Consider the following 17,960-nt stretch of genomic DNA (forward strand, 5'->3'; position numbering starts at 1 on the left):
TTTATGGCAAAGACTTCCTCCAAGATCAGGCCATATCCACTTATTTTGACTGTTCTCTTTACTTTCTATTCTTATGTATAAAGCTAAATAAAAATGTGTAAATACTTTTCTATCAGGCTATTATTATGGATTATCCAGTAAAAAGCCCCTGATACATTTCCTCCAATTTGGTTACGGGGATGACTTGGATGTTGAACTTACCAAGGTCAATTCCTTTGATAGCATATTTGGAAACAATTATTTTTTTAAAACCTAATTTGGCAGCTTCAGCTATTCTGTTTTCTATCCTATTCACAGCTCTGATCTCCCCACCCAGACCTACTTCCCCGGCAAAACAGACCTCTGGAGACACCGGACTGTCTTCATATGATGATATAAGGGATGCGCAAACTGCCAGGTCCAGTGCAGGATCATCCACCCTTAGGCCCCCTGCTACATTTAGAAAAACATCCTGTTGCCCGAGCCTCATTCCACCACGTTTTTCAAGTACAGCCAAAAGCATATTGAGCCGTTTAGCGTCATGTCCTGTACTGCTTCTTTGGGGTGTTCCATAAGTAGCAGGACTCACGAGTGACTGGATTTCTATTAGTAGTGGCCTGTTGCCTTCAAGCATGGCCCCAATGGCCACGCCATTCAGCGTTTCTTCTCTTTGTGTCAGCAGGATCTCCGAAGGATTAGCAATGCCTCTAAGCCCTTCTGTGCGCATCTCATAGATGCCAAGTTCACTCGTGGAACCGAACCTGTTTTTGGTCGTGCGCAGTATCCTATAAGATAGATGTCTGTCTCCTTCAAACTGCAGGACGGTATCCACCATATGCTCAAGTACCTTTGGCCCTGCAATAGCCCCTTCTTTAGTGATATGTCCTATTAAGAATACCGGAGTTCCTGTCTCTTTGGCAAACCGAAGAAGCTCAGCCGTACACTCTCTTACCTGGGAAACACTTCCTGCAGCTGATTCTACCAACTTGCTGTGAAGGGTCTGAATGGAATCAATGATCAAAACATCTGGCTTTAAATTTTCCAGGTGTTGAAATATGCTTTGGGTATTAGTTTCTGAAAGTATAAAACAATTGTCTGAAGTGAAGGGCATCCTTTCTGCCCTCATTTTGATCTGTACTTCACTTTCCTCTCCGGAAACATATAATACCGTTTGCTTTTGAAGCATAAGTGCAATCTGTAGAAGCAAGGTGGATTTTCCTATGCCAGGTTCACCTCCGATCAATACCAAAGAGCCAGGCACAATCCCTCCTCCCAGTACCCGGTCCAGTTCTGGATCATCACTGACTATCCTGGGATGCTCCTCAAAATTTATTTCTTTTATTTTTTGTGGTTTAGAAGCCCTTTTATCGTTTGATTTGGTCTTCCAGCTCCCTACACCCACTTCTTCTTTGTGGATAACTTCTTCTACATAAGTGTTCCATTCATTACAGGCTGGGCATTTGCCTATCCACTTGGGACTTTGGGCACCGCAATTTTGACAGAAAAATGAAGTTTTTATTTTGGCCATAAGTAATTTGCAATTGGATATTTTACCACATAATCAATAGAGTAATTCACAGCCCTGCATTTAGAAAGTAGGAGATTAGAATGTTGTTTGACAAGTTTACCCACACCTTAAACGGCGGTATGACGATGGGGCAGGTAATCAGTGACTTCGCTTCAACTGTTTGGAAGAGTCTCTTATAAGCTTTAGGGCAACGATCTTAAAAACTGAGTATACTTATCAGGGCTCCTTTTCAGAACCGTTTCATCAGATTTTTCCGTGTGCTCCCTACCGGTCCCTTAGCCGAAATGAAGTGGGGTGACACTTGGGATTTAGTATTTGGGCCTTCCTATTAATGCGCTTCCAGCCAGTCCTTCCCCACTCCCACTTCTACTTCCAGAGGCACCTCCACCTTGACAGCATTGGACATGATTTCCGGAATGTGTTTTTTGAGAAGTTCTACCTCATCTTTATGGGCATCAAATACCAATTCATCATGTACCTGCAAGAGCATTTTGGATTTAAGTTTTTGGCTTTGCATCCACTTATGGATTTCTACCATGGCTACTTTGATCATATCCGCTGCGCTACCTTGTATAGGTGCATTGATGGCATTTCTTTCTGCGAAACTTCTCATGGTGGCATTGCGGCTGTTGATATCTCTCAGGTACCTCCTTCTTCCCAATATAGTTTCCACATATTCATGTTTACGGGCATTCTCTACGCAGGAGTCCATATAGTTTTTTACAGCAGGAAATTCTTCAAAATAAGCTTTGATAATATCACTGGCCTCACCTCTTGGAATATTTAGGCGTTGGGACAGCCCAAATGCGGATATGCCATAAATGATACCAAAATTGGCTGTTTTGGCCTTTCTTCTCATATCTGAGGTTACCTCATCAAGATCTACTTTGAATATCTTTGCGGCCGTAGTAGCATGGATATCCCGTCCCAGCCGGAAGGCCTCTATCATAGACTCATCTTTGGCAAATGAAGCCATGATTCGTAATTCAATCTGGGAATAATCTGCAGCTAAAATAACATAATTTTCATCTCTTGGAACAAAAGCTTTTCTGATCTCCCTACCCCTTTCAGTTCTTATAGGTATATTCTGTAGGTTGGGATTGGTGGAAGATAGTCTTCCGGTTGCCGTTACTGCCTGATTGTAGGAGGTATGTATTCTTCCAGTCTTTTCATTGATAAGAAGAGGCAATGCATCTACATATGTGGATTTTAATTTTATCAGCTGGCGATATTCCAAAATCACGCGGGCTATTTCGTGCTCTAATGCCATCTTGGACAATACTTCCTCTCCTGTGGCATATTGTCCAGTCTTTGTTTTTTTGGCCTTTGGATCTAGGTTTAGTTTAGTGAAAAGGATTTCTCCAAGCTGCTTTGGAGAAGAAAGGTTGAATTTTTCTCCCGCTATGGCGTAAACTCTCTCCTCTATTAGCTTGCTTTCATTTTCTAATTCTATTGACAATTCAGCCAAGCTCTTGGTATCAATCCGAACCCCTTCAAATTCCATAGCAGCCAAGACTGGTATAAGCGGTACTTCTACATCACAGAATAGTTTTTCCAACTGGTTGGATTTTAATTCAGGATCTAATGCTTTTTTCAGCTGTAGGGTAATATCTGCATCTTCCGCAGCATAATCAGATATGGCTTCAGGAGCCAGGTCCCGCATGTTACCCTGTCCTTTTCCTTTTTTGCCGATCAGCGAAACGATAGATACTGGTTTATAGTTTAGGTACAGTTCGGACAACCAGTCCATGGAATGCCTTCCTTCTGGATCTATCAGGTAATGGGCTATCATCGTATCATACAGCGCTCCCCGTACTTCTAAGCCATAATTTTTTAGTACCAGCAGATCGTATTTTATATTTTGTCCTATTTTACTGATTTTCTCATTTAAAAATAATTCAGTAAAATTAGAGAGGATGGTTTTTGCCTCTTTCTGATCTGATGGGATGGGTACATAAAATCCTTCTCTTTCAATATATGAAAAAGAAAGGCCTACCAGTTCCGCCGCATTTGCATTTACGGAAGTGGTTTCAGTGTCAAAACAAAACTCATCCTGTAGTTCAAGATAATTTACCAGATCTTTTATCTTGGCAGGTGTATCTACCAGGTGATAGCTATGAGCTACACTGTCTAAGGTATCCAGTGGTGTAGGCATCGGGGCAAGTTCCTCTGCTTCATCTACAATCGTCTCCACTGTTTCCTTCTGATCGGTTTTTTCATATTGTCCTGTAAAAAGGCCTAATTGTTCATGCACATTCATTTTAGGCTGTGTGACCGTTTCATTAAAAACCCTTCTGGTGAGCGCCCTAAATTCAAGTTCTGCAAAAAGAGCCTTTAATTTTTCCTCATTAGGCCCGTCATAAGTATAATCTTCAGGTTTAAATGCTATGGGGACTTCTTGGTTAATAGTGGCCAGTTCTTTTGAAAGCAGTCCTTGTGGGCCAAAGTTTTCCACATTCTCCCGCTGTTTGCCTTTAAGCTTGTCAGTATTTTTTAAAAGTTCTTCTATAGTTCCATATTCTTTTAATAGTTTTGTGGCAGTCTTTGCTCCAATACCTGGAATCCCCGGTATATTATCCACACTATCACCCATTAAGCCCAATATATCCCTGACCTGATCCGGGTTTGCTATATCCCACTTGGCACATACTTCTTTGGGTCCCATGATATCCACTGCATTCCCCATAAATGAGGGCTTGTACAAAAAAATATGGTCTTCTACCAGTTGGCCATAATCTTTATCCGGGGTCATCATATAGACGGTAAAGCTTTTGTATTCAGCTTTCTTGGCGATGGTCCCGATGATGTCATCAGCTTCGTATCCGTCTAATTCCAGGACAGGTATATTGAAGCCTTTAACAATTTCTTTAATCCAGGGTATTCCTATCTCTATATCTTCAGGCTGTTCCAACCTATTAGCTTTATAAGCTTCAAATTGTACATGTCTAAAGGTGGGAGCCTTGGTATCAAAGGCTACAGCCATATGAGTTGGTTTTTCTTTTTCTATAACTTCGAGCAGTGTATTGGTGAATCCCAGCATGATTCCAGTATTTAAACCTTTGGAGTTGATCCTTGGATTCTTACTAAAAGCAAAATGGGCCCTGTATATGAGCGCCATGGCATCGAATAGAAACAGCTTTTTATTACCTTCTGTAGACATATGTATAATTTGATCTTAAGCTTTATGAAATTACGAAGCCTAAATTACAAATTATATAAGAAACTATCCCTTTTCTACCTTTCAATAGAACTCAAACAAATATTTAAAAAAAAAATAGCAATAATTAATATTGGTCTGATTATTGAAAATGGATATTTAGAATCGTAAGAAAATGTAAATTTTACTTTATTTGTTTTATAAAAACTTAAAAAAAATGAAAAAGATAGCCTATTTTTTATCCCTTGTATTTTTGATGACAGCTTTTGCACCTGTAGCTATAGCGGACTCCCATAAAAAGGATAAAAACGAAACTGAAATTTCAGAAGCTGATCAGGAAAGACTTACAGAAATCGAAACTCGTGTCGAGGAAATTAAAAAAATCAAATTTAACGAGTTAGAAAAAGAAGAACGTCGGGCCTTAAAAAAGGAATTAAAAGAAATGAATAAGGAGGCCAAGCAGCTTTCCGGAGGTGTTTATATCTCTGTGGGAACTATTATAGTGATATTGATCCTACTAATCATCCTAACTTAGTATTTAATAATTAATTCAAACTTTTCAATAAATAATATTTACGACCATGAAAAAATTATCTCAATTATTAATGTGCCTAATGTTGTTTACAGCGGTTGCACCAAGTTTAGCAGAAGCAAAAGGCCTTAAAAATGATACTGATAATACAGAAATATCTGCAGAGGATCAAGCTAGATTATCTGAAATAGATACGAGAGTGGCTGAGATCAAAGAAATGGATTTTTCAGAAATGACTAAAGCTGAGAAAAAAGAAATTCGTAATGAATTAAAGAGCTTAAACAAAGAGTCTAAACAGCTGGCTGGTGGAGTTTATATTTCAGTCGGAGCCATTATTATTATTTTGCTGATTATACTTTTATTAACCTAAATATAGGCCTTGCTTAATCCCCTCTGAAAAACCTGATGCACTGCATCGGGTTTTTTTTATGTAGACCGTGATAAGCCATTTTTGTATAATATATTGTAGTTAAATATATAATTGAAATTTTATTTCTTAATTTTTTATATTTTATGACATTAAGTCTTAAAAAACGTTAAAATATTGTGTCTAGGCATCTTTTACTACTCGGGGCCGTAAACTTATATACCAACTAAAGGAGAAAGAAGATGAAAAAGCTAATATATATAATGACCGCAATATTAGGAGCTGCATTTATGACTTCATGTACAGGATCAGCTACCATGGTAGGTGGTACAGTAGGTTATGGATATGGATATTATGATAATGTATACTTTCATGGCCATCCCGGATTACATAGAAATAATGTAGTCATCGTAAATAACCATACTCAGCATAACACTACTACCGTAGGGGCTAGGAACAGTCGATCTACTACCAAGGTAGCGCCGAATAACAGACAGAAAACTAGAAGAGCATCGGTACAAAATAATCAGCATAATACAAGAAGCAGTAATGTAACTGCACCAAGCAGAGCAAATACTAATGTAAATAGGTCCGCTGCCCCTTCACCGGCTAGAACAACTGCACCGTCTAGTAGATCCGGTGCTTCTACTACCAGGGCAGCCAGAGGAGGAAGATAATTCATAAAGAGTGGTTAGTGTTAGGATCCCTCAAACTAGGAAGTTTGGGGGATTTTTGTTACTATTTTTTATCCAAGGGATTGTAAATATGTTGTTACTTTTAATGCCCGCATATATATGTATGATAGAGGCAAAAGCCATATAATTTCATTGAAAAGGAGATGAAATGCCGTGCGTTTATTCCATCCCAGCATCTCAAGATAATATAGCCCAAACCAGATGGCTAAGATAATCTTTCCTATAATTCCCACTAAAATTAACCACCTCCAATTAATGGGATAAAAGGCGGACAAAAATAATACTATTCCTATGATCAGGCCAAAAGTGCCAAATAGATTATATTCCATATGCCTGGGCTCCCCAAATGAAAACCAATTTATAAGCGCGCTTCCAAACCATTTAAAAAAAGCTCCCCATGCAACAGTATACATGCCCGCTATAAGCAATATTCCCCTCATGGGCATTGTAAATTGAGGATATGACGGAAGGTTTTTTTCCATGACGATTTTTAAGTATTTTTCTGTGCTCAATATGATTTTACTTACAAAGCTAACCATGTATTCAAAAAAAACATCATTACCTATAGCTATCCTGTTTATTTCTTCACTTCTGGCTACAGGCTTTATGATCGGTAAACAATATGATAAAATATCAGTGGAAAGCATAGCTTACGCTGAAGCAATCATTGGTCTCCGGTTCTCTGATGTGGAAAGAGACAGTATGATTACCACACTTGAAAATCAAAAGCAGGCCTATGACCTATCAAGAAAAACTTCCATACCCAATGATATAGCGCCATCATTGATATTCAACCCTCTTCCGCATGGATTTACTCCAGACCAAAAGCAAAATGAATACAACTGGGGCCTTATAGATCAAACAAATCTTCCCGATAATGAAAATGACATCGCCTTTTTACCGGTAACTACATTATCTATTTTGATTAAAGACAAGCATCTGACGTCAGAAAAACTTACAAAACTGTACATATCCAGAATTAAAGCTCATGGAGATACCCTTCAGGCTTTGATTACTTTGCTGGAAGCATCAGCGATCAGGACAGCTCGTGCTATGGATAAAGAAATTGCTGCTGGTAAGTACAGAGGACCTTTACATGGAATACCATATGGGATCAAAGACCTCTTTGCCGTAAAAGGTACCAAAACTACCTGGGGGGCCGAGCCTTACCGAGATCAGGAAATAGATGAAACTGCTGAAATTGTGGATAGACTGAATGAGGCAGGTGCGGTTTTGGTGGCAAAATTTACTTTAGGCGCTTTGGCTATGGGAGATGTATGGTATGGTGGAGTGACTAAAAACCCTTGGAATTTAAGACAGGGTTCCAGTGGGTCATCTGCAGGATCAGCAGCTACTGTTGGTGCAGGTTTGGTGCCTTTTGCCATTGGGACGGAGACTTTAGGTTCTATAGTGTCTCCATCTACAAGGAATGGAGTTACCGGACTGAGACCTACATACGGCAGGGTAAGTAAACATGGTGCTATGGCCTTGAGCTGGTCTATGGACAAAATAGGTCCTATCAGTAGATCTGCTTTGGATAACGGTATCATCCTTTCTGCACTAAATGGAAAAGATGCCAAAGATAAAAGCACTATAGCTGCAGCTTTTAATTATGATGCTACCAAACCGGTCAATGAACTGAAGGTGGGATATTTAGTAGACCTTTTTGAGAGAGCCCATGAAAATGATAAAGAAGTATTAGAAGTAATGAAAGGTTTAGGAATAGCGCTTCAACCTTTACAATTGAAAACCTCGGTAGAACCTGGAGCTATGCGGATCATGCTCTTGGCAGAGGGTGCTGCAGCTTTTGATGAACTCACACGCTTGGATCAGGATGACCTACTGGTGGCCCAGCATAAAAATGCATGGCCCAATCTATTTAGAGCAGCTAGGTTTATACCGGCCGTAGAATATATTCAGGCTAGCAGGCTAAGAAGTATGCTAATAGAGGAAGTGCATGAGTTATTTAAGGATTATGATGTCATCATTACACCATCATTTGCCGGTTCTCAACTGCTTATTACCAACCTTACCGGGCATCCTGCCTTAGTAATGCCTAATGGGTTTACTGCTGATGGAAGCCCTACTTCTATAACATTTCTTGCTAACTTATTTGATGAAGAGAAATTAATAATGTTAGGAAGGGCTTATCAGGATGCCACTGTATGGAATAAAAGAAGGCCTGCTTATTTTGATAATTAAGGTATTACATTACATGCTTATTTACTTAAATTCTGATAAGGGCCATTATTTACCAGTTGGCATACAAATAACTAAAGTTGTATAATCTTTTTATTAGGAGAACTGCCACTAGTTGATGGTTCTCCATTTTTAATTCATTTGGTTAATAACTTTACAAGAAAAATTAGGCTTTAAATTTTTTAAGCCCATTACGATAATACCTGGTTTTATGGGAAAATCATCATTTGATCTGGAAATATGATCCCCTGCCCAGCATTAAGTTCTTCCGTACTGATTCTAAAACCTTTTGTGATTTTTGGAACCAGCGAATTTTTAAATTATATAGCGGCTAAAACAGTATTAAAATGATTAGTAGCAAAAGAGGCCCATTAATGTCCCTTTATTCTGCTTTAAAAAATACTGAAAGGATAATAGTATCCAGGCGAAATTAATTGGTTAATCAGAAATAATAAGATGAGTAACAAATATGCATAAAAAAAACCTGACCGGTTTAGGGGGGATTATTTGCTATTATAGTACTATCAATGTTTATTTAATATATTTGTTGTACATTGATTATGAGGGTCCTACCGGGCTCGAACCGGTGACCTCTGCTCTGTCAAAGCAGCGCTCTGAACCAACTGAGCTAAGGACCCTTTTAAAAACAGTGCAATATGTGAAAAATTTTCTAAAATTTAGGTCTTGCTATACAAGATAACAGCTATGTTTTCAAAATAAATATAAAGTAATTTCTTCAAAGTTTTTTTCGCTACTGACCGACCAAAAATAGGGCATTGGCCATTATTAATTTTCCATTTTGCCAGAAGTTTCGGAAGCTTGGATTGTCCACCATATAAATGACCTGTCCTTTACCTAAGGTATCTACTCCAAAGATTAAGGATTGAGCCATCATTGGTTTTACCTGATATCCGATGAAACCTGTTCTATAGTTGTCAGACGTAGGTATTATTCCCACATTCTGGCCATTCATTAGATAGGCGTACCTGTTATTATTATTCTTTAAGGTATAATAATTTTCATTCATCCCATAAGCCAAAGGATGGGTGGTATCTAGTTTGACTTGATAGATGGCTCCGGCTACATTGGTAGATATATTTCGTCTTTCTTCTTGTTGAAAAGGAGAAGTCTGGGCTGCTTTTGCCATATCTTCATTTTGTTTTTCCTGTGCTTTTTTTTCTTCTTCATTGCTATATGCCTTTAAGGCATAACCCTCCTTTTCATTGAACAGGCTAAGGGCACTTTCCATAGCGATGAGCTTGCCCCCTGCCCTCACCCATTCCTGCAATTTTTTATTCGTTGCATCAGTAAGTGAGTTATAATTACCAGCAGGCAATATGATCACGTTATAGTCCTGAAGATCTATCTGTGTTAGTTGGTCTTTTTCAAAAATACTCAAAGGATAATCCAGCTCTTGTTCCATAAAATGCCATATTTCGCCAAAGTTCAGTGAAGATATACCCTGACCACCGACCAAAGCGACTTTTGGTGGTTTAATATAATGGACATCGGGTGAACCAAAATCTTTACCTTTGTCTACAAATGCGGTTTGTGCTGCTTTTAAACCTATTTTGTGCTTATTGGCCAATGCGATCACTTTAGCATCAAAGTCAACTATGTTTTCATTGCCTCTTCTGGTAATCAAAATTGAACCTGATGGATATTTTTCATTTCCAAATTCAAATGGATATGCAGCATATCTTACCCGAATTTTATCATTCAGCAAAGCAGATAAATAGGCGGCATGGTTAGTATTGCTCCAGGGAGCTATATAAGCCAGTGGCTTACCTTCTATCTTATTTTCTTCAAAAGGTTTTCTGATATATATTCCAGCTGGCTCTACATTACTTTCCATGGCATATGCCTGTACGCCATAAGCATAAGGTAATGCCCAGCTGGTGATGTCATAGGTGATGCTATCTGCTAGTATGGGACTGGGCTCAAACAATATTTGGGCTAGTACAGACTTAGGCTGTGAAGCACTGATGATGATATCTTTTTCATCTGTAGAAAATGAAGCTGTTTTGCCTGATTGATAATCAAAGCCCCTTAAATTGGTCTTTTTAGCTGCTGCACCATATTGAATGCCATTTTTATCCAACAGGTCTAAAAGGCTTTCCAAGTTTCCGTGCCCCTCAGCATTTTTTATCACGAAGCTTTTATAATTACCCCGAGGTGCCTGTCGGTTGTCTTTGAAGTAATTTGTAAATTCCTTTAATAAGTTATCCACATTTTTGGATGTTACTTCAGTAATCGCTAGGCCTGTAGTATGGTGGTGGGCTATTCTGTCTTTGAGTGTAAGGGTATCGCCCTCTGCAGTAAGGACACCTATGCCAGCTCTTCCTGATCCACCCTGCTCTATGGTCATGCCTATAGCGCCATTATACATAGGCCAACTATCTCCATAGCTTGGATACAGTAAATCAAAGCGTTCTTTGGTGAAGTAGAACCAGTTTTCCTGATCAAAATATTTGGCAATGTTACGTCCTACGAGATTTTGAAATTCATGCTGATATGGGGTCAACTGTTTATGTAATGGCTCAGCCGCCGGTGGAAAATAATAAGGAGAGTCTATGCCCTGCTCATGAAAATCAGTATGTACCTGCGGCATCCACTGATTATAGACCTTTATTCTTGCTTCCGATTCTTTTTGCGTTTGCCATGCCCAGTCCCTGTTGAGGTCAAAGAGGTAATGATTAGGCCTTCCTCCCGGCCATGGCTCATTGTGTTCCATTGATTGCCTGTCAGGTTGCATCCTGGTGTTCATTTTTTGATTATACCACATGGCATAACGGTCCCTTCCGTCAGGATTAATACACGGATCCAATATGACCATGGTATTTTCCAGCCAGACCTTAGTGTTGTGATTATCCGGATTTATTAGCTCCCATAGCGTCCACATAGATGCTTCTGAGGAAACTGCCTCATTTCCGTGAACATTATAACTCATCCAGTTGATTGCTATGTTATTGGCAGGGGAGCCATCTAAATATCCGGTTCTCTTTAAATTATCTTCTCTTATTTGATTTATATTTTCTATATTGGTTTGGGAGGAGACAAATGCCAATACCAATGGCCTGAGTTCATATGATTCTCCATATTGTTCTAACACTACATTTCGGTTATTTTGTGCCACATGTTCAAAATAAGCTACTATTTTGTGATGTGGTGTGAAGCGATCTCCCAACTCGTATCCTAAAAATTCGGCTGGACTTTTAGTCTGTCCCTGAACATGTACTATAAAAGATAATAGAAGTATGGAAAGCAATAATTTTTTCATGAAGCATTCAAATTTGCCTGTAAAGGGCTGTATGTAATATGGTGAGGAATATTGTGGCACAAGATAAATGCTTTCTACATTTCAATCAAACCGTTAATCATTATTAATTTATAAAAATGGTATGCCGATAAACATGCTGCCAGTTTGATAGTTAATAAGTTCATCACCTGTCAAATTTAAAATGAAGAACATTTGTATAGTAGGAGGAGGAGCCTGTGGAGTGGCTGCTTTTATCGAACTTTTTATCCAAATCACCACACAAGACTTAAAAGATAAGGTGGCAATCCAGATCATCGAAAAATCCTCTAAGGCCGGCTATGGACTGGCTTTCGGTTCAGAGGAAAAAGGACATCTGCTTAATACACAGTCAGAACTGATGGGGATATATTCTAGGGAGGTCAATCATTTTACAGAATGGCTAAGTGAAAATGCTGATAAGGCACGAGGTAAAGTAGAAGATACCGGAGATATAGAGTCTGCTTATACTTCCAGGATTATGTATGGAGATTATCTTTATGAACAGTTTACCTACTATTTAAATAAGGCTAAGGTCTTAGGGATTGAGGCTAATTTGGTATGTGATGAAGCCTATGATGTAGATTATGAAGATAATAAATTTATAGTTTCTCTTCAGCATGGAGATCCTATCAAATGTGATTATATCATCTTGGCACTGGGAAATCCTGAAGCGACCAATTTTAAATCATTTGAAAAATATCCACAATTTTTAAATACACCCTGGCCTTCCCATAAAGTATTGGAATTGGTAGATCCTGAAGATCATGTCGGGATATTAGGTTCAAGTCTAAGTGGCATAGATACTATCATGACCCTTGTAGATAATGGCCATAAAGGAAAAATAAGCTGTTTTTCTATAGAAGGACTATTACCTCGAGTACAGCCTGTTCATAATAAGGATATAGAAAGGGAAATACTCACCCTCAATAATGTTCATAAGATAAAAAGAGAGCATTTCCGGGCTCCAAGAGTCACTGAAATTTTCCGGCTTTTCATGCAAGAGGTCGAAAAGCAATATGGAAAACGATTAGACTGGAAAAAGCTGGATAGAATGGGCGGTGATCCATATGACTTCCTCAAAGAAGATATAGCAGCAGCAGAAAAGGGAGGTGATCCGTTATTAAACGTCGCTTATTCATTAAGATACGATGCTGCCACGCTGTGGAGTTGGCTTACCAGAGATCAAAAGAACCTATTCAAAAAATGGTTAGGTCCGCAGTGGACGATCAATAGGCATGGAATGCCTTTGGCCAACGCTAAAAAATTATTGCCACTATTTGAATCTGGGACTCTCAATGTTTTTGCAGAAGTAGGTGAAATCAATAATGATGGGGTTGGATTTCAGGTAAGTTATGGATCAGATAATATCCAAAATGTGGATAAATTAATCAACGCTACCGGCAGTCCTTCTAAACTTGAAGCCATGGACTGCACCCTGACTTCCAATTTGGTAAAAAAGGGTCTGATAAGACCTTATGAAGGAGGCGGAGCACTTATAAACGAACTGACCATGGAGTCTTTAAACTCAAAATCTATCAATGGTATATATGCTACAGGCCATATGGTGAATGGCATGCTGCTCGACGTAAATGCTGTCTGGTATAATGTGAGATCAATCTCTTCTCTTACCAAAGACATCATTTTTAAAGTGAGGTATGGAGAAGATTCTTGAGTTTTTAGGTCAGATCGGTCCTTATTTGCTGTTTATCCCTATAGGGGCATGGGTAGATAAAAAGGGCTGGATAAAAAAAGATTGGATAACTTCACCCCTCATTTATATATTAATGCCGATCCTCGTCATTAATCATATATTGGAGGCTGAAGCATCCACAATAATCATTTTGCCAGTGATGTCATTCAGTCTGGCTGCCATGATGAATCTCCCTGCATTGTTGGCGAATAAAACTTTCGCAAAGGACAAAAATCCATACCTGGTTTCCAGTTCTTTTGCCTTTTTTAATGTTGCGTTTTTTGGGATTCCGACTGTTTTGGCGTTATATGGTCAAGGAGGAGTCACTACTTTGATTACCATATATGTTGGGACGGCCCTATATGGTGATGTGATTGGCTATTATCAGGTAAGTAAAACAAAAAATGGAACCAAAGATTCATTATTAAAAATAATAAAAGTTCCTTTTTTATATGCTTTTGGTTTAGCAGTAGTCTTAAAGATTTTTGAAGTGGAGCTACCCGGTGAAGCAGAGCCTGTTACAGATGTTTTTAGCTATATCGTTTCGGCTGCTGGGATGCTGATCATCGGAATGAACATCAGTGATTTAAAAATAAAGGGTTTGGATTGGGCTTATCTATGGAAATTCATGGGGCTTAGATCCCTTTCTGCCATTTTTATAATGGGCATTATCATGACCGTAGAATATTTATGGTTAGATGAAATAGACAGCGAAAGCCGAGAAATAATGGCATTGATACCACTATTTCCTGTGGCAGCAAATGTCACGGTATTTGCCTCCTTTCTTGGGTCAGAAGAAGAGGAGTCAGCATTATTGATCTTGTTATCCATGGCTATCAGTTTGGTACTGATCCCTATCGTTATCCAGTTTTTTTAAAGTTACAGATATAAGTGATCTTCGGGAAGAAATATCCATAATATCACATATACCAATAGCCCGGGAAAGGCGGCACTGAATATAGAAATAAGCACATAGATTAATCGCATTTTGTTAGGAGAGATACCAAAATAATTGGCCAGTCCCCCACATACACCTGCTACCATTTTATTTCGTGAAGAACGTGTAAGTTTTTTATTCATAGTTTTATTTTTATAGTCTACTGATCACTTCTTTTCTTGGTATTCTTATAGCCCACATGCCCCGCAGCTCCCCTACTTTATGGCCTTTGGCTTTATCTTCGGGATACAATTGATCAATGGTATCTGCTACATCGGCCGGTACATCAGTGGATATATCTCCATGACAATTTAGGCATAACTGACCAGGGATAGTGATGGCCCTAGTATAGAGCAATACTTCCCCGTTCTGCAACTTCTGTATATTTGGTTCGCTGGCTATACCGGCTTCGTGGTTATATTCATATGCCCCAAGAAGGACTTCCTCATCAGCTTTGGGCTGATCTGCAGGATTCCGAAACCTGTTAGACACCCGTCTTATCTCTACCCCATAATCTGAACCCGTCGATTTTACGATTGGAAGTGCTTCTGCCTGGCAAAAATTCAGAGCACCCACTAAACCATTTTCTTCTATGGCATTTTGCAAAGTACTCATTAACTGCTCTTGCGCTTCATCACTGATTTCATTTCCCATAGCCAGCGCTTTTTCTACAATTTGGACTTCGCTTATTCTTTTGACCGCACTTTCCCGTTTGACATTGTCAAAAACCTCCCTGCTGACTCTTTCTTCAGTGTTACAGGAGAATAGGATAGGAAGGCAAAGTAGAAAGTAGGTATAGGAAATGGATTTCATGATCATGAATATTTATTGACATAAATATACCTTTAAAATGGAAGATGTAAAAATTTTGGTCCAGACCACCTCCATTTGTTACCCTAGTTTTGAAGGCGATTTTATGTAGTTCTAATTTGAATTTAGGGTTAAAAAACACATCCTATAACCCCTATGATTATTCTAAGTAATAGTAGAGCACCAAGATAAGTTAATCTGATGTCATAAAAATTTTTGGTACTTTTTCTATTTACGTGTGTGAATCCAATAAAGGCAAATCCGGTGAAAATGAGTACGGATTCCAAAAAGTGGAAGAAATAGTATCAATTCGTTTAAATTCATCAGAAGAAATAAACAAGGCTACCAGTTTATATCTTTTCAACTCGATGCTTTATGTGTATGATACGGATAAAGACTATCAATTATCAAAATAAGTTCGTGTCTAGATCTCGAAATGCATTTTTATTGGATATAATAGAAGTTACAGAAGATAATTCCATTAGATTGACCAAAAGAATCCATCACTGGGGAACCACTTTTACAGCATCAAGTGGAAGAGTAGTCAGTGCAGCCATGAAGAAAGGAAATAAATTTGGCTGCCTCGATGCAGCTATTTCCCAGGATCACATTTATATTTTGTTTTCAGGCAAAAGCGATTTGTAAGCGGACTCTCAGGACAGTAATATTATATTTGTCCATGATTGGATCGGCAACCCTGTAAAATAAATGAATTTAGACCAGCAGATCAGCAAAATTGCAGTTAATCAATATGATCAGCCGCTCATAGGATTTATCAATTTCAGAATACCGATTTTCGTCAGATTTGATCTGTAGGCATTTCTGGGAAGTATCTCATTTTTTATAATTCCTGAAAAAACCATTAAGCGCTAAATGCCATCCTTAGTGGGCTGCAAAGAACCATGTTCTTCTTATTTTTCATTGTATATTAGATAGGGATCCCCTATTTCCCACTAATTTTCTTAATTTTGCAAGCTATAAAAGGTAAAAATATATGCTTGATAAATTAGAAGCCATTAAAGAACGATTTGAAGAAGTGGGCCAACTGATCATACAGCCGGATGCCATGTCTGATATGAGTAAGTATACCAAGCTGAGCAAAGAATATAAAGACCTGGAAAAGGTCGTAGAATTATATGATGAACTGAAACTGGTAATGGAAAACATAACCAGTTCTAAAGAAATACTGGATAAAGAAAAGGATGCTGACTTCCGGGAAATGGCCAAACTGGAGATCGATGAGCTGAGAGAACGTCAGGAGGTACTGGAAAAGGACCTGAAACAGATGCTGATCCCCAAAGATCCCAATGATTCTAAGGACTGTATTCTGGAAATACGGGGCGGTGCCGGAGGTGATGAGGCCGCTATATTTGCCGGCGATCTTTTCAGAATGTATGAGCGTTTCTGTGAAAAGCAGGGCTGGAATTTAACGGTTCTTGATCTTACCTTTGGGTCTTCTGGAGGGTATAAAGAAATAGTGAGTACGATATCAGGTGCTGATGTTTATGGCATGATGAAATATGAATCCGGTGTCCACAGGGTCCAAAGAGTGCCAGCTACCGAAACTCAGGGTAGGGTTCATACTTCGGCAGCATCTGTAGCAGTGCTTCCTGAAATGGATGATGTGGAGGTAAATATTGATATGAATGAAATCAGAAAAGACACCTTTTGTTCCTCAGGACCTGGCGGTCAGTCTGTAAACACCACCTATTCTGCCGTTCGGCTTACCCACTTACCTACGGGAATGATCGTCACCTGTCAGGATCAAAAATCCCAGATCAAAAACTTTGACAAAGCACTTAAGGTATTGCGTTCTAGATTATATGAAATAGAACTGGCTAAACATAACGAAAATGTAGGAGCACAAAGAAGATCAATGGTGGGCAGCGGAGACCGATCAGATAAGATCAGGACCTATAATTATTCACAAAGCCGTGTAACTGATCATAGGATCAACAAAACAGTATATAATCTCCCTGATATAATGGAAGGCAACATAGAAGAGTTTATTTCTGCTTTAAGGTTTGCTGAAAATGCAGAAAAAATGAAAATGGGAGGAGTAGATCAATAATCAATAGTATAGGTGGAGTTAGTTTTTCCTTTAATAACCGGAAGTTTAATATGTATTATTATGCCTTTCCGTTATTTTTATAGATCTTAGTAAACCAACCTATTATTTAAAACAATCATATGACAATCAACGGAGACAATGGAATAACCCTTACTACATGGACGGATTCCCATTTCCATAAATTATATCCTCTGGCTAACAATCAAAATATAGCCAAAAACCTAAAAGACAGTTATCCGCAGCCCTATACCATTCATGATGCCCGCCACTGGATAGAATACAACCAGAAGTTTAATCCTCCCCAAAATCTGGCGATAGAACTGGATGGCCAGTTGGTGGGTGCCATCGGATGTGAACGAGGTAAAGATGAGCTTAGAACCAATATGGAGATTGGATTTTGGATAGGAGAAACTTATTGGGGTAAAGGTATAGCGACAGAAGCTGTAAAGATATTCACCACCTATCTATTCGAAAAATTTGATGTACAACGGCTCTATGCCCAGATATATGATTTTAACATTCCTTCCATGCGGGTATTGGAGAAAGCTGGTTTCCAGGCTGAAGCCGTACTCAAAAATGCTTTCATCAAGCATGGTGAAATAGGAGATCTATTCCAATATGTGAGGTTGAGATCCGAATTGTAATGTACAATTTACTCCAATGCATTTGTTAATCATTACTTCAATAAAAAGGGAGG

At 38.8% G+C, this 17,960-nt stretch carries 15 protein-coding genes and 1 tRNA gene; 9 read left to right on the forward strand and 7 right to left on the reverse strand.

Annotated features, from left to right (window positions below; genetic code table 11):
* Positions 1 to 130 precede the first annotated feature (130 nt).
* Positions 131 to 1,507, reverse strand: a complete 1,377-nt coding sequence (radA, locus tag EL17_RS12850) for a DNA repair protein RadA (RefSeq protein ID WP_035074579.1) — start codon at positions 1,505 to 1,507, stop codon at positions 131 to 133.
* Between the two features lie 328 nt (positions 1,508 to 1,835).
* Entirely contained in the window at positions 1,836 to 4,667 is a 2,832-nt protein-coding gene (gene polA / locus EL17_RS12855; RefSeq protein ID WP_035074582.1) for a DNA polymerase I, read from the reverse strand.
* A gap of 214 nt (positions 4,668 to 4,881) precedes the next feature.
* Between polA and EL17_RS12860 the strand changes: the two genes are divergently transcribed.
* The 3 genes from EL17_RS12860 (at position 4,882) to EL17_RS12870 (ending at position 6,240) form a co-directional block, all read left to right on the forward strand.
* Complete coding sequence (locus tag EL17_RS12860) at positions 4,882 to 5,199, forward strand: hypothetical protein (protein WP_035074584.1); 318 nt, start codon at positions 4,882 to 4,884, stop codon at positions 5,197 to 5,199.
* 46 nt (positions 5,200 to 5,245) lie between these two features.
* Positions 5,246 to 5,566, forward strand: a complete 321-nt coding sequence (locus EL17_RS12865) for a seryl-tRNA synthetase (protein WP_035074586.1) — start codon at positions 5,246 to 5,248, stop codon at positions 5,564 to 5,566.
* Positions 5,567 to 5,805: 239 nt separating this feature from the next.
* A complete protein-coding gene (locus EL17_RS12870) occupies positions 5,806 to 6,240 on the forward strand; it encodes a hypothetical protein (protein ID WP_035074588.1) in 435 nt (144 codons plus the stop codon).
* Between the two features lie 68 nt (positions 6,241 to 6,308).
* Here the strand turns inward: EL17_RS12870 and EL17_RS12875 are convergent, their stop codons facing one another.
* Complete coding sequence (locus tag EL17_RS12875) at positions 6,309 to 6,740, reverse strand: hypothetical protein (RefSeq protein ID WP_035074692.1); 432 nt, start codon at positions 6,738 to 6,740, stop codon at positions 6,309 to 6,311.
* A gap of 55 nt (positions 6,741 to 6,795) precedes the next feature.
* Between EL17_RS12875 and EL17_RS12880 the strand changes: the two genes are divergently transcribed.
* Positions 6,796 to 8,460 carry an amidase gene (locus tag EL17_RS12880; protein WP_084166208.1) on the forward strand — a complete coding sequence of 555 codons (1,665 nt, stop codon included), beginning with the start codon at positions 6,796 to 6,798 and terminating at the stop codon, positions 8,458 to 8,460.
* 560 nt (positions 8,461 to 9,020) lie between these two features.
* On the opposite strand, the gene EL17_RS12885 is transcribed toward EL17_RS12880, so the two are convergent.
* Both EL17_RS12885 and EL17_RS12890 read right to left on the reverse strand, forming a co-directional pair.
* Positions 9,021 to 9,095: transfer RNA gene (locus EL17_RS12885), tRNA-Val, on the reverse strand.
* A gap of 113 nt (positions 9,096 to 9,208) precedes the next feature.
* Positions 9,209 to 11,737 carry a M14 family metallopeptidase gene (locus EL17_RS12890; RefSeq protein ID WP_035074592.1) on the reverse strand — a complete coding sequence of 843 codons (2,529 nt, stop codon included), beginning with the start codon at positions 11,735 to 11,737 and terminating at the stop codon, positions 9,209 to 9,211.
* 181 nt (positions 11,738 to 11,918) lie between these two features.
* Between EL17_RS12890 and EL17_RS12895 the strand changes: the two genes are divergently transcribed.
* Both EL17_RS12895 and EL17_RS12900 read left to right on the forward strand, forming a co-directional pair.
* Positions 11,919 to 13,427 (forward strand): FAD/NAD(P)-binding protein, encoded by a 1,509-nt coding sequence (locus EL17_RS12895; RefSeq protein ID WP_035074594.1) that lies wholly within the window; start codon positions 11,919 to 11,921, stop codon positions 13,425 to 13,427.
* Positions 13,411 to 14,322 carry an AEC family transporter gene (locus EL17_RS12900; RefSeq protein ID WP_035074596.1) on the forward strand — a complete coding sequence of 304 codons (912 nt, stop codon included), beginning with the start codon at positions 13,411 to 13,413 and terminating at the stop codon, positions 14,320 to 14,322. Before EL17_RS12895 ends, EL17_RS12900 begins: the two co-directional genes overlap by 17 nt.
* Before the next feature lie 2 nt (positions 14,323 to 14,324).
* Here the strand turns inward: EL17_RS12900 and EL17_RS12905 are convergent, their stop codons facing one another.
* Positions 14,325 to 14,525 (reverse strand): PspC domain-containing protein, encoded by a 201-nt coding sequence (locus tag EL17_RS12905; RefSeq protein ID WP_035074599.1) that lies wholly within the window; start codon positions 14,523 to 14,525, stop codon positions 14,325 to 14,327.
* Positions 14,526 to 14,535: 10 nt separating this feature from the next.
* A complete protein-coding gene (locus EL17_RS12910; RefSeq protein WP_051719991.1) occupies positions 14,536 to 15,195 on the reverse strand; it encodes a Tll0287-like domain-containing protein in 660 nt (219 codons plus the stop codon).
* A 417-nt stretch (positions 15,196 to 15,612) separates the two neighbouring features.
* Here EL17_RS12910 and EL17_RS12915 point away from each other — a divergent pair, with 417 nt between their 5' ends.
* The 3 genes from EL17_RS12915 (at position 15,613) to EL17_RS12925 (ending at position 17,907) form a co-directional block, all read left to right on the forward strand.
* A complete protein-coding gene (locus EL17_RS12915; protein ID WP_164675080.1) occupies positions 15,613 to 15,837 on the forward strand; it encodes a hypothetical protein in 225 nt (74 codons plus the stop codon).
* Between the two features lie 349 nt (positions 15,838 to 16,186).
* Positions 16,187 to 17,263, forward strand: coding sequence for a peptide chain release factor 1 (prfA, locus tag EL17_RS12920; RefSeq protein ID WP_035074606.1), 1,077 nt, complete (start codon positions 16,187 to 16,189; stop codon positions 17,261 to 17,263).
* A gap of 119 nt (positions 17,264 to 17,382) precedes the next feature.
* Positions 17,383 to 17,907 carry a GNAT family N-acetyltransferase gene (locus tag EL17_RS12925; RefSeq protein ID WP_035074608.1) on the forward strand — a complete coding sequence of 175 codons (525 nt, stop codon included), beginning with the start codon at positions 17,383 to 17,385 and terminating at the stop codon, positions 17,905 to 17,907.
* Positions 17,908 to 17,960 lie beyond the last annotated feature (53 nt).

It is taken from the genome of Anditalea andensis, from assembly GCF_000714815.1.
GTDB lineage: Bacteria > Bacteroidota > Bacteroidia > Cytophagales > Cyclobacteriaceae > Anditalea > Anditalea andensis.